Genomic DNA, 24,402 nt, shown 5'->3' on the forward strand with positions numbered 1-24,402 from the left:
CAAAGGGGCTTTGTTCATATGAATGAATATCGCTACCTTTGGAATTCACATATCTATTAATTTCAACCTACAAACAAAAAACATCATGAAAAAAACTTTCCTGTATTTCTGCCTTCTTTTCATCGTACAAACGGCTTTTGCGGCAGATAGTCTTTATGTGCGAGAGCAACAAATCCCCATCTTGATAGACCGGATCGACAATGTACTTTACGAGATGCGGATACCGGCCCAAAAAGGGGATGTATTAAACGAGATCACGATACAGATCGGAGACAATGTCAATCTGTCGGACATCCAAGCGATACGTCTATTTTATAGCGGAGTGGAAGCTCCATCCCGCAAAGGGGAACATTTCAGTCCCGTTACGTACATATCCAGCCATATACCGGGAAATACCCGTAAGGCTCTTGAATCTTATTCCGTACGGCAAGATGAGGTTACCGCCCCCTTGTCGCGCACGGTAAAACTAACCTCCAAACAACCGATGCTTAAAGGCATCAATTATTTCTGGGTAAGTATCCAGATGAAGCCAGAGACTTCCTTATTGGCAAAAGTAGCGACTACGATACCTAACGCCCAGATCAACAACAAACCGATCGACATCACTTGGAAAGGAAAGGTGGACGAACGCCATGTAGGTATCGGCGTACGCCAAGCCGGGGATGACGGATCGGCGGCCTTCCGCATCCCGGGATTAGTGACGACGAATAACGGAACATTACTCGGAGTCTACGATATTCGCTATAATAGCAGCGTGGACCTGCAAGAGAAAATCGATATCGGAGTAAGCCGCAGTACCGATAAGGGACAAACTTGGGAACCGATGCGAGTAGCCATGACTTTCAAACAAACGGATGGCCTGCCCCACGGACAAAACGGCGTGGGAGACCCATCGATCTTGGTAGACGAAAAGACCAATACGATCTGGGTAGTAGCCGCATGGACGCATGGTATGGGTAACGAACGGGCTTGGTGGAACTCCATGCCGGGAATGACACCGGACGAGACCGCCCAACTTATGCTCGTGAAAAGTGAGGACGATGGTAAGACGTGGAGCGAACCGATCAACATCACGTCTCAAGTAAAAGACCCGTCTTGGTATTTCCTATTGCAAGGCCCGGGACGAGGCATCACGATGCAAGACGGTACTTTGGTCTTCCCCATCCAGTTTATCGACGCTACCCGTGTGCCCAACGCCGGCATTATGTATAGCAAAGACCGCGGGAAAACATGGCACCTGCATAACTTAGCCCGCACGAATACCACGGAGGCGCAAGTTGCCGAGGTAGAGCCGGGCGTATTGATGCTAAATATGCGCGATAACCGGGGCGGTAGCCGTGCCGTAGCCACGACAAAAGATTTAGGCAAGACATGGACAGAGCATCCTTCCAGCCGCAGTGCCTTGCAGGAACCCGTTTGTATGGCCAGCTTGATCAAGGTAAACGCCAAAGACAACATCACCGGCAAAGACCTTTTACTCTTCTCCAACCCGAATACGACAAAAGGGCGTAATCATATCACGATCAAGGCGAGTCTGGACGGCGGACTTACTTGGCCTACGGAACATCAAGTCTTATTAGACGAGGCCGAGGGCTGGGGATATTCCTGTCTCTCCATGATCGATAAGGAAACGGTTGGAATCTTCTACGAGTCAAGCGTGGCGCATATGACCTTCCAAGCCATTAAGCTAACAGATCTTATTCCTTAGAGAAACAATCTATGAGATCAATACTGAATCTTATTCTTATTGTATATATAGGCATTTCCGGGTCTTTACAGGCCCGGAATCCTGTTTTATTGCCCTTGCCCCAAAAATACGTCCGGACAAACGCTTCGTTCCATCCGAAGGAAATCGCGGTTTCTTCCGAAGGGAAACTCCGTTCCATCCTAATGGAATTCTTGGAGGAGCTGCCGGTAAGCGTCCAACCGGACAGCCGATACAAGATAGAGGTTTCCTTGGTTGACAAATTGGACGGAATCCCCCTCAACTCCGAGGAGGCTTATCAACTAAGCGTCTCTTCCCGGGGCATAACCATCCGGGCAGTGTCCGAGCAAGGGGCTTATTGGGCGATACAGACCTTACGCCAACTGACCGAGCGACGAGGAAACCAATATTCCATCCAAGGTTGCGAGATCACCGACTGGCCTGCTTTCCGCATACGAGGATTCATGCAAGACGTAGGGCGGAGCTATATCTCCATGGAAGAACTGAAACGGGAGATCGAGGTACTTTCCCGCTACAAGATGAACGTATTTCATTGGCATCTCACGGAGAACCAAGCTTGGCGTCTGGAGAGCAAGATCTTTCCGATGCTGAACGACAGCTGCAATATGAGCCGTATGCCCGGAAAATATTACACGATCGAGGAGGCAAAGGAGCTGGTTCGCTTTTGTAAAGAACATAACGTACTACTCATCCCGGAGGTAGATATGCCGGGACATAGCGCCGCTTTCATACGGGCCTTCCGTCATGATATGCAGGGCAAGGAGGGTATGGCGATCTTAAAACTATTGATGGATGAGGTTTGCGAGGTATTCGAGGAGGTTCCTTACTTACATATCGGTACGGACGAGGTAAAGTTTACCAATCCGAAGTTCGTACCCGAGATGGTCGCTTATATCCGTGCGAAAGGGAAACAAGTGATCTCTTGGAACCCGGGATGGAAGTACAAACCGGGTGAGATCGACATGGAGCAAATGTGGAGTTACCGGGGAAAAGCACGACCGGGCATTCCTGCGATCGACTCCCGTTTCCATTATATCAACCATTTTGATACGTTCGCCGACTTAATCGCCTTGTACACCAGCCGTATTTACAATGAACCGCAAGGAAGCCATGATTTGGCGGGTACGATCCTTGCCGTATGGCACGACCGGATCGTACAGCCGGAGGACAAATTGATCCGGGAGAATAATTTGTATCCGAATCTATTAGCGATCGCCGAACGTTCTTGGTTGGGCGGCGGCTATCAATATTTCGATAAGAACGGAACGATGCTGCCTATCGATCCCGATAACGAGGAGCATAAGGCATTTGTCGATTTTGAGCGGCGGATGTTATGGCATAAAGAACATCATTTCCAAGGATACCCGTTCGCCTACGTCAAGCAAACCAACGTGAGATGGCGTATCACCGACCCTTTCCCGAATGATGGGGAACTGACCCGCTCTTTCCCTCCGGAAAAGGCGCTTCAGACGCAATATACCTATGAAGGGAAAAGCTACGGCACGCACGACGCCATCGGTGCCGGAATCTACCTGCGCCATGTCTGGGGACCGCTGGTTCCCGGTGTCTATAAGGACCCGCAGCCGAATCATACCGCTTACGCATGGACTTGGATCTATTCGCCCAAGACGCAAGACGTAGGGGCGTGGATCGAATTCCAGAATTACGGGCGCTCGGAGATGGATCTTCCTCCCTCACAAGGGAAATGGGATTATAAAGAGAGCCGTATCTGGGTAAATGATCAAGAGATAACGCCCCCCGTATGGACCGCTACCCACCGGGAGAAGTCCAATGAGATCCCACTGGGGAACGAGAACTGCGTAAGCCGTAAACCAACCCCGGTCCATCTGGAAAAAGGCTGGAACAAGGTGTTCATGAAGCTTCCGGTCGGTACGTTCAATACCCCCGAGGTCCGTCTGGTGAAATGGATGTTTACGTTCGTTTGCGTCACCCCGGATGGAGAGAAAGCGGTGGAAGGACTGGTTTACTCTCCGGATAAACAACTTAAATAACGTCTAATTCGGTTGAATGAAATGAGAAAAATAATAGGAATCTTATCCATCTTCCTCGCTTTCGCATTTATGAGCCAAGCGCAAAAGATCAAGGTGGCTTGCGTAGGTAATAGCGTGACCTACGGCTACGGAATCAAGAACAGGGAAACAAACTGCTACCCGGCCCAATTGCAACAGATGCTTGGAGATGCCTACGAAGTGGAGAACTTCGGGCATAGCGGGGCTACTTTATTAAACAAGGGATATCGTCCTTATACCCAACAAGAGGCGTATCAAAAGGCACTGAGGTTTGCCGGGGATTACGTGATCATCCATCTGGGATTGAACGATACGGACCCTCGGGCATGGCCGAATTACCGGGACGATTTCGTTCGGGATTATCTTTCCTTGATCGAATCCTTCCGGAAAGCCAATCCGAGATGCAAGGTATGGGTTTGCCGTATGACTCCGATATCTCACCGCCATTCTCGTTTTAAATCCGGTACAAGAGACTGGTACTGGATGGAGCAAGCGCTTATCGAAGAAATCGCCCGGATAGCCGGCGCAACCTTGATCGATTTGCAGGAAGGATTATATGACCGTCCGGATCTATTGCCCGACGCATTGCATCCCAACGCTGAAGGTGCCGGTATCTTGGCCCGCACCGTTTATGGGGCGCTAACCGGCGATTACGGAGGATTACAGCTTCCTGCCATCTATTCGGACCGGATGGTCTTGCAACGGGATCAACCGCTTCCTATATCTGGCATCGCCAACCAAGGGGAGAAAGTAACCGTTACCCTCGCCGGACAAAGGAAGGAGACCGTAGCCGGTACGAACGGGAAATGGACTGTCACGCTCGATCCCTTACGGGTAAGCGGGAAATCCTATACCTTAACGGTTTCTACCCCCAGCCGCACGCTGAACTATCGGGATGTAGTAGCCGGGGAAGTCTGGCTATGCTCCGGACAATCCAACATGGCGTTTCGGGTAAACGAGAGCGTAAAGGAAGAACAACAGCAACAATTGGATTACGCGAAACAACACTCGCAAATCCGTTTATTCGACCTAAAGCCCCGCTGGGAGACCTACGCCGTGGAATGGGACGCTTCCGTACTGGATTCATTGAACCGCCTGCAATATTACCACGACGCCCAATGGGAAGTATGCGACACGCGGAATACCGCACGCTTCTCGGCCATAGGATTTGCCTTCGGGCGTATGCTGGCCGATAGCTTACAAGTACCCATCGGATTGATATTGAACGCTGTTGGCGGCTCGCCTACGGAGGCATGGATCGACCGGAAAACACTGGAATTCGAGTTTCCGGATATCTTACAGGATTGGACGAAGAACGACTTTATCCAAGATTGGGTACGTGAACGGGCGGCCTTAAACATCAAGCAAGCGTCCAACCCGCTCCAACGCCATCCGTATGAGCCTTGTTATCTGTTCGAGGCGGGTATCCAACCCCTTCATCGATATCCCATCAAAGGGATTATTTGGTACCAAGGAGAATCGAACGCCCATAATATGGAAGTACACGAACGATTATTCCCGTTATTGGTGAACAGCTGGCGCCAGAATTGGAACGCAGCCCTGCCTTTCTACTATGTCCAACTATCCAGCATAGACCGCCCGAGTTGGACTTGGTTCAGGGACAGCCAACGCCGCCTGGCGCAAACCGTATCGAATACGGGTATGGCCGTTAGTAGCGATCGCGGGGATTCTTTAAACGTTCACCCTACCCGAAAAAAAGAGATTGGCGAACGACTGGCACATTGGGCCTTGAACAAGACCTACGGACATAACGTAATCCCATCCGGCCCTTTGTTCCGCAGCGCAACGTTTACCGATAACGCCGCCTATATCACTTTCGATTACGCAAAGGGCTTGAGAACTTCCGATGGGGACCCCATCCGTACATTCGAGATCGCCGAGCAGGAAGGACTTTACTATCCGGCGCAAGCCGTGGTAGAGAACGGGAAAGTAAAGGTGTGGAACGATCAAGTGACTCACCCGAAGCTGGTACGCTACGGCTGGCAACCCTTCACGAGAGCGAATCTTGTAAACGAGGCGGGCATGCCGGCCTCTACGTTCCGGGCAATAAAAGAATAAGCTATGCATAATAAACAACAAATCACCGGCTGGTTGTTCCTCCTGCTACTCTGCGTAGCGGGATGCGGCCAACCTGTATCTAAAAAACAGAACACCATGATAAACTGGACAAAATTACCGGATCTACCGGGAGCAGCCGATACGGCTTCCCTTGGCGTTTCCGCCCCGTTCGCCGGCATCCATAACGGCGTATTGATCGTTGCCGGAGGTTGCAACTTTCCGGACAAACCCGTCACCGAGGGAGGAGCCAAGCGATATTATAGCGAGATATTCGTCCTTCTTCCCGAAGGCTGGAAAGAGATCGACCGACTGCCTCGTCCCGTCGCCTACGGCGCTACGGTTTCCACCCCGGAAGGTATCGTTTGCATCGGAGGAAACAACAGTGATTCTTCCTTGGTCGAGGTCTCCCGCATCTCCTATAACCCCACGAAAGGAGAGGTAGCGGTTTGCGCCTTACCCTCCTTACCGTCTCCAATGGATAATCTCTCGGCTGCTTTTACCGGACAGGAGATTTACGTAGCAGGGGGAAATGAGAATGGACAGCCCTGCCATACCTTCTTACGCCTCAACCTCGCGAATATCGAAAAGGGATGGGAACAACTACCGGACTTCCCGGGAGCAGCCCGTGTACAACCGGTATTAGCGGCCGGAGAAAGTCCCAACGGCACACGTATTTATCTAGCCGGAGGCTTCCAGCCCATCCTAAACGAAGAGGAACCGATCGTCCCGACGGATGTATTGGTATTCGACCCGGCAACTTTTACCTGGCAACAAGAGACCGTTCTTCCCCCGTTTAAGGACGGAACGAACCGTACCCTAACAGGAGGCTGTGCCGTGACTTTCCAAACGGATAAAATCTTATTTATGGGAGGTGTGAACTACGATTGTTTCCTAGCCGCCATCGCCCGCCCGATCCATTTAGCGAAAGCGGAGGCGACGCGAGATTCAGCGGCCATTACCCGCCTGCAAGCGGAAGCCAAGGCCTATATGCACCATCCGGTAGAATGGTACCGATTCAATACCACCTTACTTCAATACGACCTATCCACGAAAGCATGGAGCGATCTGGGCGAATATGAGCAGTTGGCCCGTGCCGGAGCGGGAGCGGTTATCCAAGATGGCCGGTTAACTATCATCAACGGAGAATTGAAACCGGGTATCCGCACGCCGCAAGTGAATCAAGCGAAATTATAATAGGGATTTAGTGGGATCGCTGGTAAGTTTGCCAACGATCCCTGTTTACTTTTTCCACCCGATTTTAAGTATCCGGAGTCTATTTAGAGCATACGTATCCCAAGGCAAATCCTAGACAATAAGCACGTAAATAATGTTCTTATATAAATCACTGAACATAAACAACTTAAAAAGACAATTATACTTTCTGCGAAACACGTACGTGTTTTTGGAAAAAGTCGTACATGTTTTTCGGGAAACACGTACATGTTTTTACTGAATCACACGACAGGAAACAAGAGCGTATATGGAAATATACAATAAGCCTACCTTAAAAATAAGTATGCGATAACCTACACATCCGGATACGCCTCAAATTGCAGCACATTATTGGCCATGATGGGAAAAGAAGATATCGCAATCATAGATATGCACTCCTCTCTATAAAGGGCTTACCCAAACCGATTACGAATGCCAAGAGGGTGACAGTGGGGATGCATGCATGAAGGAGGGGGCTATTCCACCTTTACCTATAATAAATATATAGGCTACTATTGGCCTGCATCAATCAAGATCGTTTTCGTTTCTCCCTCGGCTAGATACGGGCTCTCGTTTGCTATTAAATTTCCTGTTCCAAATCATGTACGCTCATCAATCTGATGGAAAAGCACATCTTCATTCCTAAGTGCTTCTTTAAAACGACTAGCTTAAACCATCGTTTTAGCTATTCGTTTTCATCGCTTACAATTCTGGTAGGTAAAAATACGCTCTTTAACAACGTACAATGAAAGATAATTACAAAAGTCGGATTATGAAGAACTTATTTAATTACTGGTTTAAGACAAACAAGAAAAGCTTGTATGATCAATTAGGGAAAGAATTCAATGTCAGCGGCTTCCGTGTATATAAGTTAGCACACGGAAAAACCGCTCACTCTCATATGGATAGATTAATATTGGAGAAATTGCTTGAATTGAAGATTATCAGTGAAATCGAGTTCAGAATCTAAAGGTCCCCTCATTTCATACTTTCTTCTTTATAATTTATACGGACACCATACTTCGTGTATATTCGGTCTAACCCCATCAGGCCGCTGGGGTTAGGCTCGCTTTGCGCTTTACCGGATAAGATCTCCTCGCTCATCGTGATTAGATCCTTTACCCGTTGAGGGGTTTCCTTGTTCATTCCGAAATAATGTCCGGGGTAGAGGTATTTGATATCATATTTCTCGATCACCGCACTCATCTTCTTACAAGTAGATATGAGCGTAGAGAAGTCAACTCCCAGCAATAGATTACCGGAGCCGAACGAATCGCCGCTAAAACCATAAGCGGCATCCTTATCCACAAAAGTGGTTGAGCCGGGAGTATGCCCGGGAGTAAAGACTATCTCTAGAATACGCCCACCTAAATCTAGGATTTCACCATCTTCAAGGAAACAAACTTTGCCTTTATAATTCGGCATAAATTCCGGTATACCTACCGTATCCGCCGGATTGATATAGATCTCGGGGAAATAATCGATAGCCGAGCCTGTATGGTCCGGATGCACATGCGTGGCGACCAGCGTAACCGGCTTATCCGTGATGGAAGCCACGAGCTTATCCAAATTCTTGATCTTTGTTCCGGCATCAATCAAGATCGCTTTCGTATCGCCCTCGACCAGATACAGGCTCTCGTTCGCCATTAAATTTCCTGTACCCAACCATGTATGCTCATCGATCTGACGGAATACCACATCTTCATTCTTAAGCACTTCTTTCTCCTCGATGCCTGCCGTCTGTGACTGGCAGAATAAAGCGATCCTTGACAGGAGCAACAACATCATTAATAAACCTAGTTTTTTCATTATCATATTCATTTTTAATTGTAGAGACGTAGCGTGCTGCGTCTCCTTTCGCCTAATAGTATTAAATCGCCGCGATCTTCCGAAGGCTTGCGTCCCATTTCGGCTCGGCGTGGATGAGACGGATAGCTTCTTCCGGCGTGTCGGCTACCGCCCACATCTTGGCGTGCTGGGGACGCATGAAATTCTCGTTCATGGCGTTCCTCAAAAGTTCCAACAAGGGATCATAGTAATGATTAATATTGAGGATTACGATCGGATTGAGGTAGAGACCGAGTTGTTTCCAAGTGATGATCTCCAGAAGTTCCTCTAATGTACCGCATCCACCGGGAAGGGCGATCACCGCATCCGAGAGGTTTGCCATGAGCTGTTTACGCTCGTGCATCGTCTCGACCTCAATCAACTCGGTCAAGCCTTTATGATACCAATCCTGCTCCACCATAAAATGGGGGATAACGCCCGTTACCGTTCCACCAGCCGCTAACGCAGCGTCGGAGACAGCGCACATCAAACCGATATTCCCGGCACCATTGACTACCCGTAGTTTTCGCTCCCCCAAAAGACGCCCCAATTCCTTGGCGGCGTCAAAATAAACCGGGGGAATCTTCGTGCTGGATGCGCAATACACGCAAACAGACGAGATGTTATTTATCTTCTTTTCTTCCATATCTTTTTATTCTTGATTTATATCGTAGCCAAATAAGGCGAAATCCCCCAGACAAGGATCATCGGGGAAGACTTTCGCCAATGCGTCCGTTATCTCACGGGCCGTACGAAGGGTAGCGGTTTTTTGGCCTGTCAAGCCCAAGCGCAAGGAGATCTGGTGCACATGCGTATCCAACGGGATGATTAATTGGCGGGGATGCACGGCTGTTCTCCAGATACCGAGATCGACGATACCATCCGTACGCACCATCCAACGCAAGAACATCGCCAGACGCTTACAAGCGGAAGTCCCGTGCAAGACCGGAATGCCATTGAGATCAGCAAAAAGTTGTCGCAACCGCAAGATAGGATCTTCGCAAGGACCGGCGGCGGCCATAGCGTCTTCCATACAGTCGTAGGTATCGTATATATCCTTTAGGCGACAACAAAGGAGATGCAGATCATGATAGGTATAAAAACGGTAAAAGGTATCCCGCCCACGAACCGGGCGGTTCCGTAGGGGAGCGAAAGAAGTCTCTCCGGTACGGATAAACTCGTAAGGACTTTCGCCCATCAGCCGGTGTAGCTCTTCCGCTTTTTGGAGAATATGCGCCCTGCGACCGTAAGAGATCCACGCCGTCAGGAAAGCCGATATCTCAATATCCCGTTTCTCCGTAAACCGATGGGGGAATCGCACCGGATCATCCTTGATAAACGATTCCGTATTGTACGTTTTCGCCCATTCACGAAGTAAAGAGATGGTCTTTGTATCCATGTTATTTCTTCTTTAGAAAATATTGCCGCTCGGGTTCCGGATAATGCTCGATAGCGTAACGAAGCGCCGTACGAGGAAGACGAGTAGCGTTGCGTTCCAAGAAATCGGTAAGCGTCTGCCGCTCCTTTTTGCCGACCTCACGCAGCATCCACCCAACCGCCTTATGCATCAAATCGTGTTTATGACCGATCAACCGTTCGGATAACTCCAAGGTATCCCCAAAATCATTCCGACGGATAAATGCCCACGTAGAGACGATCGAGATCCGTTGTTCCCATAAATTCTCGCTTTCCGCCAAACGGTAGAGGAGGGAACGATCTTTGTCCACCAAATACTCGCCGACGATATCCCGACAGGTTAAGTCTACCAAATCCCAGTTATTGCAACGCCGCATATTCTTCAGATAGAATCGGAAGATGGCTTCCCGCTCTTCCGGCATCGCTTTCCGATCCTGGAAACGATAGACCAAAATCAGCAAGGCACATAGACGTGCCTCATGCCACGGACTATCCAGCAACAGCTGCAGCTCATCGAAAGGAGTCGCCTTATTAGCCTTCGCTATGCTGCGGGTTTGCGGGACAACCACCCCGAGAAACTGATCGCCCTCGCCATATTGACCGGGACCAGTCTTGAAAAAGCGGCTCAAATGAACCGCCTTCTCGGGTGTACCGACCGACTGTAGCTCGGATAGGATAAACGCCGCCGTCATGGCCGGAGTACCCGTGATACGGGACGATCGCCCTCCAAGAACCCGATCACGTTGTTGCATACCGTGCGTGCCATAATGATACGGGTTTCCGTCGTCTGGGTACCGATATGCGGGGTTAATACCACGTTGTCCATTTCCAACAACTCAGGAAGAGGATAGTCTCCAAACTCGAATACATCCAAACCGGCACCATGAATCGTACCTTCTCGCAAGGCTTTTACCAAGGCATGCTCGTCCACCAACGGGCCACGGGCCGTGTTGATCAGGATGGCGGAAGGCTTCATCTGCTTGAACTCTTCCTCGCCGAGGATATGATAGGTATCGGGGGTGTAAGGGGCGTTCAAGGATACGAAATCAGCTTTCGCCAGAAGCTCTTCCTTGGAGACGTAGGTAACATTCAATTTGGTCTCGTCCTCGATGCAAAGCTGACGGCGATTGTGGTAGATCACATCCATGCCCAAAGCATTCGCCCGTTTCGCTAAAGCCTTGCCGATACGTCCCATACCGATAATGCCCAAGGTCTGTCCGGTAACCGGCATACCGAGGTTCTCCAGTACACCGACCTTCATATCCTTACCAAGCGTACGCAGCTTACGATCACATTCCGTGATACGCCGGGCGGTATCCAGCATCAAGCCTAAAGCGATATTGGCGGTAGGGGCCGTGACAGGATCAGGCGTATTCGCCACCGTCAAGCCTTTCTCGAGGGCGTAGACCACATCGATATTATTATAACCAACGGCGTAGTTAGCGATCAGCCGCAATTTCGACGCATGGTCGATCAACTCTTTGTTTACCGGGAAATCGAACATGGAGCAGAGCACATCGTACTCCGGTATCATCTCGAAAACCTCCTCATACGTAAAATCTCTTCCTTCGGGAAAGGTTACCTCGTACTTACTTTCCAACTCGGTAAATCCCTCGCGGAACATGTCGTATGTCACTAATATCTTCATCTTGGATCTATTTGTTATTCAAAAAGCAAAAATACAAATCAATTGGCAATTAATTCCTAAATTTGTGACCAATATATATTTATTATGGTACTAAACTATATTTGGATCGCTTTTTTCTTAATCGCTTTTGTAGTGGCTATCGGTAAATTGGTCATAGGTGGGGATACCGCTGTTTTTACCGAGATTATCAACGCTTCTTTCGCCTCGGCTAAGACGGGTTTCGAGATTTCGTTAGGATTAACGGGGATCTTGTCGCTTTGGCTGGGCATCATGAAGATCGGCGAGAAGGGGGGGGTGATACAAGCGTTCGCACGATTGGCGGCTCCCGTATTCAGCAAGCTTTTCCCGGATATCCCAAGAGACCATCCCGTGACCGGTTCTATCTTCATGAACCTATCGGCAAATTTACTGGGACTGGATAATGCCGCCACGCCAATGGGATTGAAAGCCATGCAACAGTTACAGGAATTAAACCCGAATAAAGAATCCGCCAGCAACTCCATGGTGATGTTCTTATGCATCAATGCCTCGGGACTGACCTTGATCCCGATCACCATCATGATGTACCGGGCGCAGTTAGGAGCGGCGAATCCATCAGACGTATTCCTGCCGATCATGCTCGCTACATTCACATCAACCTTAGTCGCTATTTTAGCGGTTTGCGTACGGCAGAAGATCAATATCCTCCAACGGAACCTAATCCTGTTTTTCGGGGGACTGGGGTTATTTATCGGAGGCCTGGTATGGTTATTCAACTCGATGGAACAGGAGCAAGTTTCCTTGTATTCGACTTTATTCGCCAACACGCTTCTTTTTACCATTATCTGCGGATTTATCATCAGCGGCATGCGTAAAAAGATCAATGTATATGATGCTTTTATAGAAGGGGCGAAAGAAGGTTTCCAGACTGCTATAACGATTATTCCTTATCTGGTAGCTATCCTAGTAGGTATCGGTGTCTTCCGGGCTTCCGGAGCGATGGATTTCATCATACAAGGCGTTCGTTTCGGCATTGCTTCGATAGGGCTCAACACGGATTTCGTGGAAGCGCTGCCTACCATGTTGATGAAACCGTTAAGCGGGAGCGGGGCTAGGGGCATGATGCTGGACGCCATGAACACGTATGGAGCGGACTCTTTCGTCGGTCGCCTGTCATCCATCGTTCAGGGCTCTTGCGATACGACATTCTATGTAGTTGCTCTTTACTACGGTAGCGTAGGTATCCGTAATACCCGCTATACAGTACAATGCGCCTTGTTAGCGGATCTGGCCGGGGCGATAGCGGCGATAGCGATGGCTTATCTGTTCTTTTAACATTCTATGCAATCAATAGATTTGAAATGAATCTATTTAAAATCGAATGATTACATTTGTAACGAAATTTCAATACGATAAATAGACCTTATGGCAATAGCATATTACGCCGAAGATATCGAGCTTCCGGCAATCAAGAAAAGAGCGGTTAGCGGCTGGGTCAAGGCAGTGGCCGAGACATACGGAAAGAAAACGGGAGATATCAGCTATATCTTCTGTTCCGACGAGAAGATATTGGAGGTAAACCGCCAATATCTCCAACACGATTATTACACGGATATCATCACCTTCGATTATACGGAAGGAAATAAGATCTCGGGTGACCTGTTTATCAGCCTCGATACGGTCAGGACAAATGCGGAGACTTTCCACACGGACTACAACGAGGAGCTACACCGCACCATCATCCACGGCATCCTGCATCTTTGCGGTATCAACGACAAAGGCCCCGGCGAGCGGGAGATCATGGAGGAAAACGAGAACAGAGCGTTAGCGATCTTGCCGGAGGAATGTCGGGGATAAAACATCGATCAATCCCAAAAACACAAATATGAAAACAGAAGACATACCTTACGATTACACGTATTGCTACGCCACGGACGAGCAATGCCCGAAAGCAGTTCATTGCCTACGTAGCCATGCCGCAAGGCTGAACGAGGAACAAGCGATCTCTCTTAATTCACGATTTACTGGAGATCAGAAACGCCATCCTAGATTGAATTGAATAACCCCATTATGATCTTTTCCCCTAAAATGATTGCTTCCACCTAATGAGTATTCCGGCTCCCTAAAGAAATGAGTACATCCTAAATTATAATTGGCGGAGATGACTAATCCCATGTCAAAGGTATAGCCAAGCCCCATTGAAACGGAGAAATCACAATTCCGGATCTCTTCTTTTTTATCACCGGAGAAATCGTACTCGCTCTGGTGCACCGGAGTAGGACCCGAGACGAAAATATAATTCGAAGCTTTCGCCCTTACATTAAAGCCAACTTGTGGGCCCGCGAAAAGATGGAATCCTCGATACAAATAAAATTTAGCGTAAATAGGAATATTTAAATAATCTGCCTTTAGCCGGGCTGTCTCGCCTTTAGCGTTTTCTTTTTGATAACCTTGCATAGAATAATAAACACCCGGTTCTAAAGCAAACAGTTTACTAAAACGTATTTCCTCCGCCACACCAATATTTAACCCCGGACGCATGTCCGCAAAACTTTCGGGATAAGTATTTGCCAAATTCAAGCCAATCCTAGGAATAAAATGGAACTCTTGAGCATCGGCTCGCGACAAAGAGAAAACAAACAAGATAAACAGTAATACAACTTTTTTCATAACTCCTACATTTAAAACATATCTATATTTATAGATGATTTAAGATACATAAAAGTTGCACTCCCTATCTCATTACTTCACATTAGGGGAGGCACTTCTTCCTCCACCATGATGGTAGCAGCCTTGACAGCTCAAGCACCAAATATTACTCGATCAACAACGGTTCCTGTTTTCCCGAATCATATACGACAAACATAGAGCCGTCTTTCTCGATCATGACGCCACGGCCTCGTTCCTTCTCCTTGTTTTCTTGATTATCGACATTCACGGCAATCACTTTATAATGATAGAAAGTCGTGATATCATCGAAAATGGTATGACCTACAAAGATGCGGTTCACATTATATTTCTCTAATATTTTCCGCAAATCATCCCGGTCTAGCGGATGATACTTATCCGCGCTACGTACCATACCCCGATACCAGATCGGTCCATACGTAGCGAACATAAAAGAAAGATCGGAGCCTTTATCTATATTACGTTCTTTTTTCGTCAAGAAGAGACCATCGCTCACGATCTCATTCACGGTAGGGATATCGTAATTCCGGTCTAAAAACTCCTTGCTCAACCCAGCATGGACAAACAGGTTATCTCCGACCACTTGTATAGAGTTACGAGTTTTCAACCAATGTCCCAACTCGCTTTTCTGCCAAAGCTCCGGATAGGTCATTCCTAAAGTATCCGCCAATTGAGTATATTTCTTCTTCGTATATCGCAAATCATTTCCCAGAACCATGGTCTCATGATTTCCGATTAAGAAAGTCACTTTTCCACCGGCATCCTCCGCTTCTTTCTCCAATTTGTAGATCAACCAATAGATAGGGAGTACATCCACGCCCCGGTCAAAGACGTCACCGATTATTACCAATTGGTTAGTCCCGAAAATCCAATTATAGTCCGCATCGATCACTTTTCCCGCCTTTAACAAGGAGGCGAAACAAGACCAGTTCGCATGTGGATCTGAAAGAACAAACGTCTTCTCTGGTTGCACATCTTTCCATTTCGGACGAGAGACGGAGTGTATGGTTACCGGAAACAATCTCTCTCCGTTATCGGAAAACACCTCGAATGAAAAGGTGGTAGGTATACTTTTATAATGCTTATCCAATAACCGGCCCTTCCCATCTACAAATATCGCACGCATACTACCATCATCCGCTTTCAATAGATAGGGACCATCGATCGATAACTTCTCGATCGCTTGACGAGGTTTCTTATCTTTCCCACAAACCGGACTGAAGCAAGAGGTCAGTAAAACAAGGAAAACAAGGATACGGCATTGAATAGAATTCATAGCAGCTTAAATCTTTAGTTCGTTAAACCTGAAAACAATGTATGTATTTATTATACAAATATAAACGAATTCTTTCACGAACACTCACTATCTTCGCGTAAAATAAAAGGGAATAAAAATGACTTTCAATTACGACGTAATAGTAGTAGGCGCAGGACATGCCGGCTGTGAAGCCGCCGCCGCCGCGGCGAATCTAGGATCAAAGACGCTTTTGATCACGATGGACATGAACAAGATCGCCCAGATGAGTTGTAACCCGGCAGTCGGGGGAATCGCCAAAGGACAGATCGTACGAGAGATCGACGCGCTAGGCGGATATATGGGAATCGTGACCGACCAGACCGCTATCCAATTCCGTATGTTAAACCGTAGCAAAGGACCGGCCATGTGGAGCCCGCGTGCCCAAAGCGACCGTGCCCGTTTTATCGATTGCTGGCGGGGCATACTGGAGAATATGCCGAATCTATCCATCTGGCAGGACATGGTTCAAGAACTGATTATCGAGCATGGACAAGTCTGCGGCGTTCGTACGGGAATGAATGTCGTATTCCGTGCCGGAGCGGTGGTGCTTACGAACGGGACCTTCCTAAACGGCCTGCTTCATATCGGAAGAACCCAGATACGGGGCGGACGTATCGCCGAGCCTGCGGCGACCGGACTTACCGAGCAACTTATCTCTTTAGGTATCCAAACAGATCGCATGAAAACCGGAACACCGGTCCGTATCGATGGCCGGAGCGTTCACTTCGATGAAATGGAGGAACAACCGGGGGAGAACGATTTCCATAAGTTCTCCTACATGGATACCAGTCATCGTAAATTAAAACAATTGAGTTGCTGGACTACCTTTACGAACGAGACTTGCCACGATATATTACGGGAAGGTCTCCCCGACTCTCCTCTTTATAATGGACAGATCAAAAGTATCGGTCCCCGTTATTGTCCTAGTATCGAAACGAAAATCGTGACGTTCGCCGACAAGACGCAGCATCAACTATTCCTAGAGCCGGAAGGCGAGACCACGCAGGAATACTACCTAAATGGCTTCTCCTCTTCCCTACCCTTGGATATCCAGCTTCGTGCGCTCCAAGCGATCCCCGCTTTCCGTGACGTGCAAATCTATCGTCCCGGATATGCGATTGAATACGATTTCTTCGACCCGACTCAGCTAAGACACAATTTGGAGACCAAACAAATCCGAAATCTTTTCTTCGCCGGACAGATCAACGGGACTACCGGATACGAGGAAGCCGGCGGACAAGGTTTGGTAGCGGGTATCAACGCCCACATCAATTGCCACGGCGGACAACCTTTTATCCTCGGAAGGGATGAGGCTTATATCGGTGTCCTTATCGATGATTTGGTAACAAAAGGCGTAGACGAGCCTTACCGTATGTTTACCTCTCGTGCGGAGTACCGCATCTTACTGCGCCAAGACGACGCAGATATGCGACTCACCGAGAAATCCTACCAAATGGGATTGGCCAAACAAGACCGCTACGATTTACTGCGAGAGAAAAAAGAGAGCCGTGACGCTATCATCCGTTTTGCGGAGACCTACTCCGTAAAGCCTCAATATATAAATAGCGGTTTGGAGAAACTGGGCACAGCCCCCCTATCCCATGGTTGCAAATTATTCGATGTCGTACTCCGTCCGCAGACTACCTTGGAGAACCTTGCGGATCTAGTTCCGGCCCTTCGTGCGGAGCTGGACAAAGTCCCGGCCTCTCGTAAGGAAGAGATCATCGAGGCCGCCGAGATATTGATTAAGTATAGCGGCTACATCAAACGAGAGCAAATCATAGCGGACAAGATAAACCGCTTAGAGAATATCCGGATCAAGGGTAAATTCGATTACAATTCTATCCAGTCTTTATCTACGGAAGCCCGCCAGAAATTGACCCGGATAGACCCCGACACGATCGCTCAAGCGAGCCGCATCCCGGGTATTTCCCCTAGCGACATCAACATCCTTTTGGTACTGCTCGGAAGATAAAACACGAAATGTTCCACGTGAAACATATTAAAGGAGATATTCAAATGAATGAAGCTAAAACACTGGTTATACGAGGAAATCTGGTAGATATAATCAACAGGCGCACCTTCGGGGCAGAGATTTCAATCCTAAACGGGCATATCGGAAAGGTAATCCCTACCGGACAAGATGAGGGATCTTACCTCCTCCCCGGCTTTATTGACGCGCATGTCCATATAGAGAGTAGCATGGTAACCCCTGCGGCATTCATTCACGCAGCCGTACGCCATGGCAGTATCGGTGCCGTGGCGGACCCTCATGAGATAGCGAATGTAATGGGCACCGAAGGAGTCGAATATATGCTCGACAACGCGAAAGGGATTCCTTTCTACACATGGTTCGGTGTCCCATCTTGCGTACCGGCTACGATTATGGAAACCTCCGGTGCGATCATAGACGCAGACGAAACCGCTCGTTTGTTGGAACGAGAGGATCTACACTTCTTGGCAGAGATGATGAATTACCCCGGAGTCTTAAATAAAGATCCGGAAGTTATGCGCAAAATAGAAGCCGCAAAAAACGCAGGGAAACCCATCGACGGACATTATCCCCTAGCAACAGGCCCCAAGCTAAAGGCATATATCGAGTCTGGCATTTCCACCGATCATGAAACCATCTATCTAGAAAAAGGCCGTGAAAAATGTGAGCTTGGGATGCATGTCCTTATTCGGGAAGGAAGCGCAGCGAAAAACTTTGACGCACTTCATCCGCTATTGAAAGAGTATCCCGAACAAATCATGTTCTGTACGGATGACGCACATCCTTCGTTTTTAAACAAAGGACACATAAATAGGATGGTAAAAAAATCGCTGGATTTAGGATATGATCTATATGATGTATTACGGGCCGCTTCCTATAATCCGGCCATGCACTATAAAATTCCCGCAGGTTTCTTACGAGAGGGAGACTCCGCCGATTTTATCCAAGTAAACAATTTAAAGAATCTAACCATACAGGCAACCTATATACAAGGAACCTGTGTATACGATGGAGAGAAATGCACGCTTCCTTTCCACAAACCTATACTCCGCAATAATTTCCACACGAAACCGATCCCATTAGAAAAGCTAGCGGTAAAAGCGAAAGGAAAACAGATGCGTGTCATTGTTTGCGAAGACCGCGAATTAATCACGAAAGAAGAACTATATCCTGTACATACATTCGATGGATTTGTAGAATCAGATACAGAACGAGACATTTTAAAACTCGTCATTCTAAATCGCTATCAAACGGCTCCTCCCGCTATTGCCTTTATAAAAGGAACAGGGCTCAAGCTCGGTGCCATCGCTCAAAGTATTTCCCACGATAGCCATAACATCATCGCTATAGGCGTAACCGATTTCGAGCTTATGCAAGCGATCAATGCGGTAATAAAGGCTAAAGGTGGAATCGCAGTAAGCAGTATGGACGAAGTCACTCTCCTGCCCTTGCCGGTAGCGGGATTGATGAGTGACGAATCATTGGAAGAGACGAGCCGCCGTTACGAAGAGATCGAGGAAAAGATCAAACGGTTAAAGACACCGATGGATTCATTACAAATGACGCTTTCTTTTATGGGATTGCTGGTGATCCCATCCTTGAAACTTAGCAACAAAGGTTTGTTCAATAGCGAGACATTCCAATTTACTTCCCTATTCGTATGATAGCCGATAAAGACGAACATATCAAGACGATCCTATCGGTCATTCCGGAAAAGCCGGGATGCTACCAGTATTTCGATGAAAACGGAACGATTATATACGTCGGCAAGGCGAAGAACCTAAAACGACGGGTATCCTCTTATTTCAACAAGGTACATGACAGCAATAAGACCCGTGTGTTAGTCAAGCAAATCCGGGATATCAAATATATAGTCGTCGATACGGAAGAAGACGCGTTACTACTGGAAAACAACCTCATCAAACAGTATCGTCCCCGCTATAACGTATTATTGAAGGACGACAAAACCTACCCTTCCATCGTGGTAAAGAATGAGTACTTTCCCCGGGTTTTCCAAACCCGGAACATCGTTCGGGACGGATCACAATATTACGGTCCTTATCCCTCTTTGTTCACGGCGAAAGTGATGCTACAGATGCTAAAGGAACTTTACCCTTTACGCACTTGCAAATATCCCCTCACTCCCGAATCCATCGCACAAGGACGCTATAAGGTTTGTCTGGAATACCATATCAAGCGTTGTAAAGGGCCTTGTGAAGGCTTGCAATCATTGGAAGAATACCAGCAAAATATTTCCGAGATCAAAGAGATTCTGCGAGGCAACATCTCGCAAATTAGCAAACACCTCTATGAGGAGATGCAATCGCTCGCTGCCGAGCTCAAGTTCGAGGAAGCGCAAAAGATCAAGGAAAAATACGAAGTCATCGAGAACTACCGTTCTAAATCTACGGTCGTAACCCCGATGCTACATAATATAGATGTATTCACGATCATAGAGAATGACCATTCCGCTTATGTGAACTTTATGCATATCGGAAACGGGGCGATCGTACAAGCCTATACATTCGAGTATAAAAAACGATTGGACGAGACCAAGGAGGAATTGTTAAGCCTCGGTATTATCGAGATGCGGAATCGTTTTAAAAGCACCGCCCGGGAGATTATCGTACCCTTCAAGCTGGACATGCAGCTAGAGAATGTCACTTTCACCATTCCCCAAAGAGGGGATAAAAAGAAACTGCTCGATTTATCCGAGATGAACGTCAAGCAGTTTAAGGTTGACCGCTTGAAACAAGCGGAAAAGTTGAATCCGGAACAACGGAATACCCGTATCTTGAAAGAGATCCAAGAAGCCTTGCATTTGGAGAAATTGCCTGCTCATATCGAATGTTTCGATAATTCAAACATACAGGGGAGCGATGCGGTAGCGGCTTGCGTGGTATTCAAGATGGGGAAACCGTCGAAGCAGGAGTATCGCAAATACAATATAAAGACCGTAGTCGGTCCGGATGATTACGCCTCCATGAAAGAAGTCGTCCGTAGGCGTTACGGGCGGGCGATCGAGGAGCGATCTCCCCTACCCGACTTGATTATAACAGACGGTGGAAAGGGGCAAATGGAAGTGGTTCGCTCGGTGGTAGAAGATGAATTAGGCTTGTCCATTCCAATCGCCGGACTAGCGAAAGATGGTAAGCACCGAACCTCGGAGTTATTATTCGGGTTCCCACCCGTAACCGTTGGCATGCGTTTGGACAGTCCGCTATTCCATCTGCTTACCCGGATACAAGACGAGGTACACCGTTTCGCCATCACTTTCCACAAGGATAAACGAAGTAAGACCCAGACAAAATCCGAATTAGACACCATTAAGGGTATCGGTGAAAAGACAAAAGTATTACTTTTACGTCACTTTAAAAGCGTAAAACGAATCAAGGAAGCAAGCTTCGAGGAACTGAAATCCGTGATTGGCGAGGCGAAAGCCAAGGCACTACAAGAGGGACTGGATGGAAAGCGAACAGAAAGCGAACAAAAATAAAACAAAAGCGAACAAAAAGCGAACAAGATGAGAACAGTTACACAACGTGTGCAGCACGCTTCCGTCACGATAGACGGACAGCTTAAGTCCAAAATTGGAAAGGGGCTATTGGTATTAGTCGGTATCGAGGACAAGGATACGCAAGAAGACATTGAATGGTTGGCAAAAAAGATCACCAACCTACGCATATTTGACGATGAAAACGGGGTCATGAACCGCTCGGTTATCGAAGCGGGAGGCGAGATCATGGTTGTCAGCCAATTTACCTTACACGCCTCTACGAAAAAAGGGAACCGCCCCTCCTACTTAAAAGCGTCTAAACCGGATATCGCCATTCCGATGTATAAAGCTTTTTGCGAAGAGGTAGGGCTTCAACTCGGAAAACCTGTACAAACCGGAACATTCGGAGCTGATATGAAAATTGAACTTTTAAACGACGGGCCGGTTACTATTATTATCGACTCTCAAAATAAAGAATAAGTATGGCAGATATAACCTTACAACAAGCCCAGCAAATGGTAGACTCTTGGATCAAGACCTATGGGGTCCGTTATTTCAATGAGCTTACCAATATGACCATCCTCACCGAGGAAGTGGGCGAGCTAGCCCGGATCATGGCACGTACCTACGGTGAGCAGTCTTTCAAGGAAAGTGACAAACACCGGGATTTAGGCGATGAAATGGCGGATGTGTTATGGGTATTGCTCTGTCTGGCCAACCAGACCGGAGTAGATCTTACCGCCGCTTTCGAGAAGAATCTCCAAAAGAAAACAGACCGAGATAAAGAACGACATATAAACAATCAAAAACTATAAGCATATGGCACATCATCACGATTGCGAATGTGGACATGATCATCATCATGAACATGAACACGAATCAAATTCCGTACAGATAGACCGTTATCATGAAGCTTTCAATAAGTTTGAGCCGGCCCTGCCGGATACCCAGACCACCGAGGCTGTAAACGCTCTTTTAGAGAAACATTTCCAAGAGAACTTTACACCGGAAGTATTGAAAACGATTCATGGTTGCATCGACTTGACCTCATTAACCAGTCTGGATACCAAAGAAAGTATCTGGAAGATGGTAGACACGGTAAATGATTTCGAGGGAACTCGTCCGGATGTCCCGAACGTAGCCGCTATTTGCGTCTATCCCCTATTCGTGGAAACGGTTAAGCAGGCACTTACCGCACAAGAGATTAAGATCGCGTCGGTTGCCGGAGGTTTTCCTTCCTCACAGACATTTACGGAAGTCAAGATCGCCGAAACGGCCATGGCAGTCATGCAAGGAGCCGATGAAATCGATGTTGTCATGAACCTAGGCTACTTCATGGAAGACAATTTCGAGGAACTGACGGAAGAATTACAAGAGATCAAAGAGAGCTGTCGCCACGCCCATTTAAAGGTAATCTTAGAGACCGGAGCTTTAGTCACAGCGGAGAACATCCAAAAGGCATCCATCCTAGCCATGTATTCCGGTGCGGACTTCATCAAGACCTCCACGGGTAAAGGATACCCGGGAGCCACTTTCGAGGCCGCCTATACCATGTGCAAAGCCATCAAAACCTACCATTCCATCACCGGAAACAAGGTTGGCATCAAGATCTCCGGAGGCGTACGCACGGCGGAAGACGCAGTTCGATATTATACGATCGTAAAGGAAATACTGGGCAACGAATGGCTGAACAAGGATTTGTTCCGTATAGGAGCGAGCAGTCTGGTCGGTGATATAGAAAAACGACTCGGGAAATAGTCCATTCTAATAAACCGGGCGCAAATGACTTAGAATCCTGTGTCCGGTAAGCACTCTCAAAGTCAGTTAACTTACCTTGGCATCGAAGTTAACTGACTTCGTCAAGTAAGTTAACTTCATTGGCTATTGAAGCATACTTACTTTTTTACTAACAAGAGCCATCTCTCTACAACTAATAGATAAAGGAATTTCTATTTGGAGCGAGTCATAATATAATCCGCCAACTGGATCAAGGATGTCCGTGCCCCGGATTCTGGCAATCTCAAAAGAACATCGACCGCCTTATCATGATATTCCTTCATGCGGGCCTCGGCATATTCGATTCCACCGTTCGCCTTGGCAAACTCAATCAAAGAATCGACATTCTCCGCCGCGAAATCCTTCCGTAAAATCATATCCAAATAACGGGCGGCCTCCTCTTCCCTACCCTGCCGCAAGGCATATAATAATGGAAGCGTAACCTTACCCTCACGAATGTCATTTCCCGTCGGCTTACCGATATTCGCCTCCTTGAAATAATCAAAGATATCATCCTTGATCTGGAAGCAATACCCCAGATACTCGCCAAACTCACGGCAAAGAGCGATCACCTCCGCGGAGGCGCCCGACGAAATGGCCCCAATCTCCGTGCAAGCGGAAAGCAAGGTAGCCGTCTTCTTCTTGATAACTTGCAGATAACAATTCTCGTCTAAAATACTCTCCTCGGCGGTCTCCAATTGCTTGATCTCACCTTCGGACAAGTCTCTGCCTAAATTAGAGATAATCCCGACAATCCGCAAATCGCCGGTTTGTATGGAACGGATCAAAGCGGTAGAAAGCACATAATCACCTACCAACACGGAAATACGGTTATCGAAGATAGCGTTCAATGAGGGAACGCCACGACGTTGCTTCGTCTCATCGATCACGTCATCGTGAATCAATGTAGCGGTATGCAAAAGCTCCAGCAAAACAGCGGAATTGATCGTGTTATCCGTAACCTGTCCACAGACCTTGGCGGTAAGGAGCACCAATAACGGACGCACATGCTTCCCGGTAGAATTCAGTATAACGTCGATAGCCGATTGTAACCGGGTCGTCTCGCTGCGTAGAGATGCCTCGAAATCCTTATTGAAACGTTCAAATTCAGCGGAAACCGGTTCTTCTATTTTCCTTCTTTCATCCATAATTCCATGCAAAGATTCGCAAAAGTAACAAAAACTATCGAGTAAGCGAGTTTTTTCGTACATTTACCCAGATTTTGTCCCACTAAA

The 24,402-nt window shown here is 47.6% G+C and carries 22 protein-coding genes; 14 read left to right on the plus strand and 8 right to left on the minus strand.

The genetic code is table 11. The features are described from left to right. Window positions 1–85: 85 nt before the first annotated feature. From DW205_RS17505 to DW205_RS17530, 5 genes are all read left to right on the plus strand, one after another. Entirely contained in the window at window positions 86–1,708 is a 1,623-nt protein-coding gene (locus DW205_RS17505; RefSeq protein ID WP_005863836.1) for a sialidase family protein, read from the plus strand. A gap of 11 nt (window positions 1,709–1,719) precedes the next feature. Then, on the plus strand, window positions 1,720–3,738 hold the full coding sequence (locus DW205_RS17510; protein ID WP_005863835.1) for a family 20 glycosylhydrolase: 2,019 nt from the start codon (window positions 1,720–1,722) through the stop codon (window positions 3,736–3,738). A gap of 21 nt (window positions 3,739–3,759) precedes the next feature. Then, window positions 3,760–5,835, plus strand: coding sequence for a GDSL-type esterase/lipase family protein (locus DW205_RS17515; RefSeq protein WP_005863834.1), 2,076 nt, complete (start codon window positions 3,760–3,762; stop codon window positions 5,833–5,835). Between the two features lie 3 nt (window positions 5,836–5,838). Then, window positions 5,839–7,029 (plus strand): cyclically-permuted mutarotase family protein, encoded by a 1,191-nt coding sequence (locus DW205_RS17520; protein ID WP_005863833.1) that lies wholly within the window; start codon window positions 5,839–5,841, stop codon window positions 7,027–7,029. 790 nt (window positions 7,030–7,819) lie between these two features. Next, a complete protein-coding gene (locus tag DW205_RS17530) occupies window positions 7,820–8,017 on the plus strand; it encodes a hypothetical protein (RefSeq protein ID WP_005863831.1) in 198 nt (65 codons plus the stop codon). Window positions 8,018–8,025: 8 nt separating this feature from the next. On the opposite strand, the gene DW205_RS17535 is transcribed toward DW205_RS17530, so the two are convergent. The 5 genes from DW205_RS17535 to DW205_RS17555 all read right to left on the minus strand — a co-directional run bounded on the left by DW205_RS17535 (window position 8,026) and on the right by DW205_RS17555 (window position 11,938). Next, window positions 8,026–8,856, minus strand: coding sequence for an MBL fold metallo-hydrolase (locus DW205_RS17535; RefSeq protein ID WP_005863828.1), 831 nt, complete (start codon window positions 8,854–8,856; stop codon window positions 8,026–8,028). A 61-nt stretch (window positions 8,857–8,917) separates the two neighbouring features. Further along, window positions 8,918–9,520 carry a TIGR00730 family Rossman fold protein gene (locus tag DW205_RS17540; RefSeq protein ID WP_005863826.1) on the minus strand — a complete coding sequence of 201 codons (603 nt, stop codon included), beginning with the start codon at window positions 9,518–9,520 and terminating at the stop codon, window positions 8,918–8,920. Between the two features lie 6 nt (window positions 9,521–9,526). Further along, window positions 9,527–10,273: a TIGR02757 family protein gene (locus tag DW205_RS17545; RefSeq protein ID WP_005863824.1), complete on the minus strand. Its 747-nt coding sequence runs from the start codon at window positions 10,271–10,273 to the stop codon at window positions 9,527–9,529. Window position 10,274: 1 nt separating this feature from the next. Further along, window positions 10,275–10,982, minus strand: coding sequence for a DNA alkylation repair protein (locus DW205_RS17550; RefSeq protein WP_005860462.1), 708 nt, complete (start codon window positions 10,980–10,982; stop codon window positions 10,275–10,277). After that, window positions 10,979–11,938, minus strand: coding sequence for a 2-hydroxyacid dehydrogenase family protein (locus DW205_RS17555; protein WP_005863821.1), 960 nt, complete (start codon window positions 11,936–11,938; stop codon window positions 10,979–10,981). Before DW205_RS17555 ends, DW205_RS17550 begins: the two co-directional genes overlap by 4 nt. 84 nt (window positions 11,939–12,022) lie before the next feature. Here DW205_RS17555 and DW205_RS17560 point away from each other — a divergent pair, with 84 nt between their 5' ends. The 3 genes from DW205_RS17560 (at window position 12,023) to DW205_RS22350 (ending at window position 13,976) form a co-directional block, all read left to right on the plus strand. Further along, window positions 12,023–13,252 (plus strand): nucleoside recognition domain-containing protein, encoded by a 1,230-nt coding sequence (locus DW205_RS17560; protein ID WP_005863819.1) that lies wholly within the window; start codon window positions 12,023–12,025, stop codon window positions 13,250–13,252. 90 nt (window positions 13,253–13,342) lie between these two features. Then, complete coding sequence (gene ybeY, locus DW205_RS17565) at window positions 13,343–13,774, plus strand: rRNA maturation RNase YbeY (protein WP_005863817.1); 432 nt, start codon at window positions 13,343–13,345, stop codon at window positions 13,772–13,774. 28 nt (window positions 13,775–13,802) lie between these two features. Further along, window positions 13,803–13,976 carry a hypothetical protein gene (locus tag DW205_RS22350; protein ID WP_005863815.1) on the plus strand — a complete coding sequence of 58 codons (174 nt, stop codon included), beginning with the start codon at window positions 13,803–13,805 and terminating at the stop codon, window positions 13,974–13,976. Here the strand turns inward: DW205_RS22350 and DW205_RS17570 are convergent. Together DW205_RS17570 and DW205_RS17575 are read right to left on the minus strand one after the other, a co-directional pair. After that, a complete protein-coding gene (locus DW205_RS17570) occupies window positions 13,949–14,587 on the minus strand; it encodes a porin family protein (protein WP_005863813.1) in 639 nt (212 codons plus the stop codon). The genes DW205_RS22350 and DW205_RS17570 overlap by 28 nt on opposite strands. A gap of 145 nt (window positions 14,588–14,732) precedes the next feature. Continuing rightward, the gene (locus DW205_RS17575) at window positions 14,733–15,881 is read right to left on the minus strand and encodes a metallophosphoesterase (protein WP_005863811.1); all 1,149 of its coding nucleotides are present in this window, start codon (window positions 15,879–15,881) and stop codon (window positions 14,733–14,735) included. A 118-nt stretch (window positions 15,882–15,999) separates the two neighbouring features. Here DW205_RS17575 and mnmG point away from each other — a divergent pair, with 118 nt between their 5' ends. Genes mnmG through deoC form a run of 6 tightly spaced genes read left to right on the plus strand, consistent with a single transcriptional unit; the run spans window position 16,000 to window position 23,149 of the window. Next, a complete protein-coding gene (mnmG, locus tag DW205_RS17580; RefSeq protein WP_005863809.1) occupies window positions 16,000–17,877 on the plus strand; it encodes a tRNA uridine-5-carboxymethylaminomethyl(34) synthesis enzyme MnmG in 1,878 nt (625 codons plus the stop codon). Window positions 17,878–17,921: 44 nt separating this feature from the next. Beyond that, window positions 17,922–19,559, plus strand: a complete 1,638-nt coding sequence (ade, locus tag DW205_RS17585; protein WP_005863807.1) for an adenine deaminase — start codon at window positions 17,922–17,924, stop codon at window positions 19,557–19,559. Then, complete coding sequence (uvrC, locus tag DW205_RS17590; RefSeq protein ID WP_005863805.1) at window positions 19,556–21,391, plus strand: excinuclease ABC subunit UvrC; 1,836 nt, start codon at window positions 19,556–19,558, stop codon at window positions 21,389–21,391. Before ade ends, uvrC begins: the two co-directional genes overlap by 4 nt. 27 nt (window positions 21,392–21,418) lie before the next feature. Continuing rightward, complete coding sequence (dtd, locus tag DW205_RS17595) at window positions 21,419–21,871, plus strand: D-aminoacyl-tRNA deacylase (RefSeq protein WP_005860440.1); 453 nt, start codon at window positions 21,419–21,421, stop codon at window positions 21,869–21,871. A gap of 2 nt (window positions 21,872–21,873) precedes the next feature. Beyond that, on the plus strand, window positions 21,874–22,206 hold the full coding sequence (locus DW205_RS17600; RefSeq protein ID WP_005860438.1) for a nucleotide pyrophosphohydrolase: 333 nt from the start codon (window positions 21,874–21,876) through the stop codon (window positions 22,204–22,206). Window positions 22,207–22,210: 4 nt separating this feature from the next. Next, window positions 22,211–23,149 (plus strand): deoxyribose-phosphate aldolase, encoded by a 939-nt coding sequence (gene deoC / locus DW205_RS17605; protein WP_005863803.1) that lies wholly within the window; start codon window positions 22,211–22,213, stop codon window positions 23,147–23,149. A gap of 191 nt (window positions 23,150–23,340) precedes the next feature. Here deoC and DW205_RS17610 read toward each other — a convergent pair whose 3' ends face one another. Further along, window positions 23,341–24,315 carry a polyprenyl synthetase family protein gene (locus tag DW205_RS17610; protein WP_008773223.1) on the minus strand — a complete coding sequence of 325 codons (975 nt, stop codon included), beginning with the start codon at window positions 24,313–24,315 and terminating at the stop codon, window positions 23,341–23,343. Window positions 24,316–24,402 lie beyond the last annotated feature (87 nt).

This window comes from Parabacteroides sp. AM17-47, assembly GCF_003434625.1.
Classification (GTDB): Bacteria; Bacteroidota; Bacteroidia; order Bacteroidales; family Tannerellaceae; genus Parabacteroides; species Parabacteroides distasonis.

Coding starts and splice junctions, on each gene's coding strand:
- DW205_RS17505 (WP_005863836.1), top strand. CDS start 86: ATGAAAAAAACTTTCCTGTATTTCTGCCTTCTTTTCATCGTACAAACG.
- DW205_RS17510 (WP_005863835.1), top strand. CDS start 1,720: ATGAGATCAATACTGAATCTTATTCTTATTGTATATATAGGCATTTCC.
- DW205_RS17515 (WP_005863834.1), top strand. CDS start 3,760: ATGAGAAAAATAATAGGAATCTTATCCATCTTCCTCGCTTTCGCATTT.
- DW205_RS17520 (WP_005863833.1), top strand. CDS start 5,839: ATGCATAATAAACAACAAATCACCGGCTGGTTGTTCCTCCTGCTACTC.
- DW205_RS17530 (WP_005863831.1), top strand. CDS start 7,820: ATGAAGAACTTATTTAATTACTGGTTTAAGACAAACAAGAAAAGCTTG.
- DW205_RS17535 (WP_005863828.1), bottom strand. CDS start 8,856: ATGAAAAAACTAGGTTTATTAATGATGTTGTTGCTCCTGTCAAGGATC.
- DW205_RS17540 (WP_005863826.1), bottom strand. CDS start 9,520: ATGGAAGAAAAGAAGATAAATAACATCTCGTCTGTTTGCGTGTATTGC.
- DW205_RS17545 (WP_005863824.1), bottom strand. CDS start 10,273: ATGGATACAAAGACCATCTCTTTACTTCGTGAATGGGCGAAAACGTAC.
- DW205_RS17550 (WP_005860462.1), bottom strand. CDS start 10,982: ATGACGGCGGCGTTTATCCTATCCGAGCTACAGTCGGTCGGTACACCC.
- DW205_RS17555 (WP_005863821.1), bottom strand. CDS start 11,938: ATGAAGATATTAGTGACATACGACATGTTCCGCGAGGGATTTACCGAG.
- DW205_RS17560 (WP_005863819.1), top strand. CDS start 12,023: ATGGTACTAAACTATATTTGGATCGCTTTTTTCTTAATCGCTTTTGTA.
- ybeY (WP_005863817.1), top strand. CDS start 13,343: ATGGCAATAGCATATTACGCCGAAGATATCGAGCTTCCGGCAATCAAG.
- DW205_RS22350 (WP_005863815.1), top strand. CDS start 13,803: ATGAAAACAGAAGACATACCTTACGATTACACGTATTGCTACGCCACG.
- DW205_RS17570 (WP_005863813.1), bottom strand. CDS start 14,587: ATGAAAAAAGTTGTATTACTGTTTATCTTGTTTGTTTTCTCTTTGTCG.
- DW205_RS17575 (WP_005863811.1), bottom strand. CDS start 15,881: ATGAATTCTATTCAATGCCGTATCCTTGTTTTCCTTGTTTTACTGACC.
- mnmG (WP_005863809.1), top strand. CDS start 16,000: ATGACTTTCAATTACGACGTAATAGTAGTAGGCGCAGGACATGCCGGC.
- ade (WP_005863807.1), top strand. CDS start 17,922: ATGAATGAAGCTAAAACACTGGTTATACGAGGAAATCTGGTAGATATA.
- uvrC (WP_005863805.1), top strand. CDS start 19,556: ATGATAGCCGATAAAGACGAACATATCAAGACGATCCTATCGGTCATT.
- dtd (WP_005860440.1), top strand. CDS start 21,419: ATGAGAACAGTTACACAACGTGTGCAGCACGCTTCCGTCACGATAGAC.
- DW205_RS17600 (WP_005860438.1), top strand. CDS start 21,874: ATGGCAGATATAACCTTACAACAAGCCCAGCAAATGGTAGACTCTTGG.
- deoC (WP_005863803.1), top strand. CDS start 22,211: ATGGCACATCATCACGATTGCGAATGTGGACATGATCATCATCATGAA.
- DW205_RS17610 (WP_008773223.1), bottom strand. CDS start 24,315: ATGGATGAAAGAAGGAAAATAGAAGAACCGGTTTCCGCTGAATTTGAA.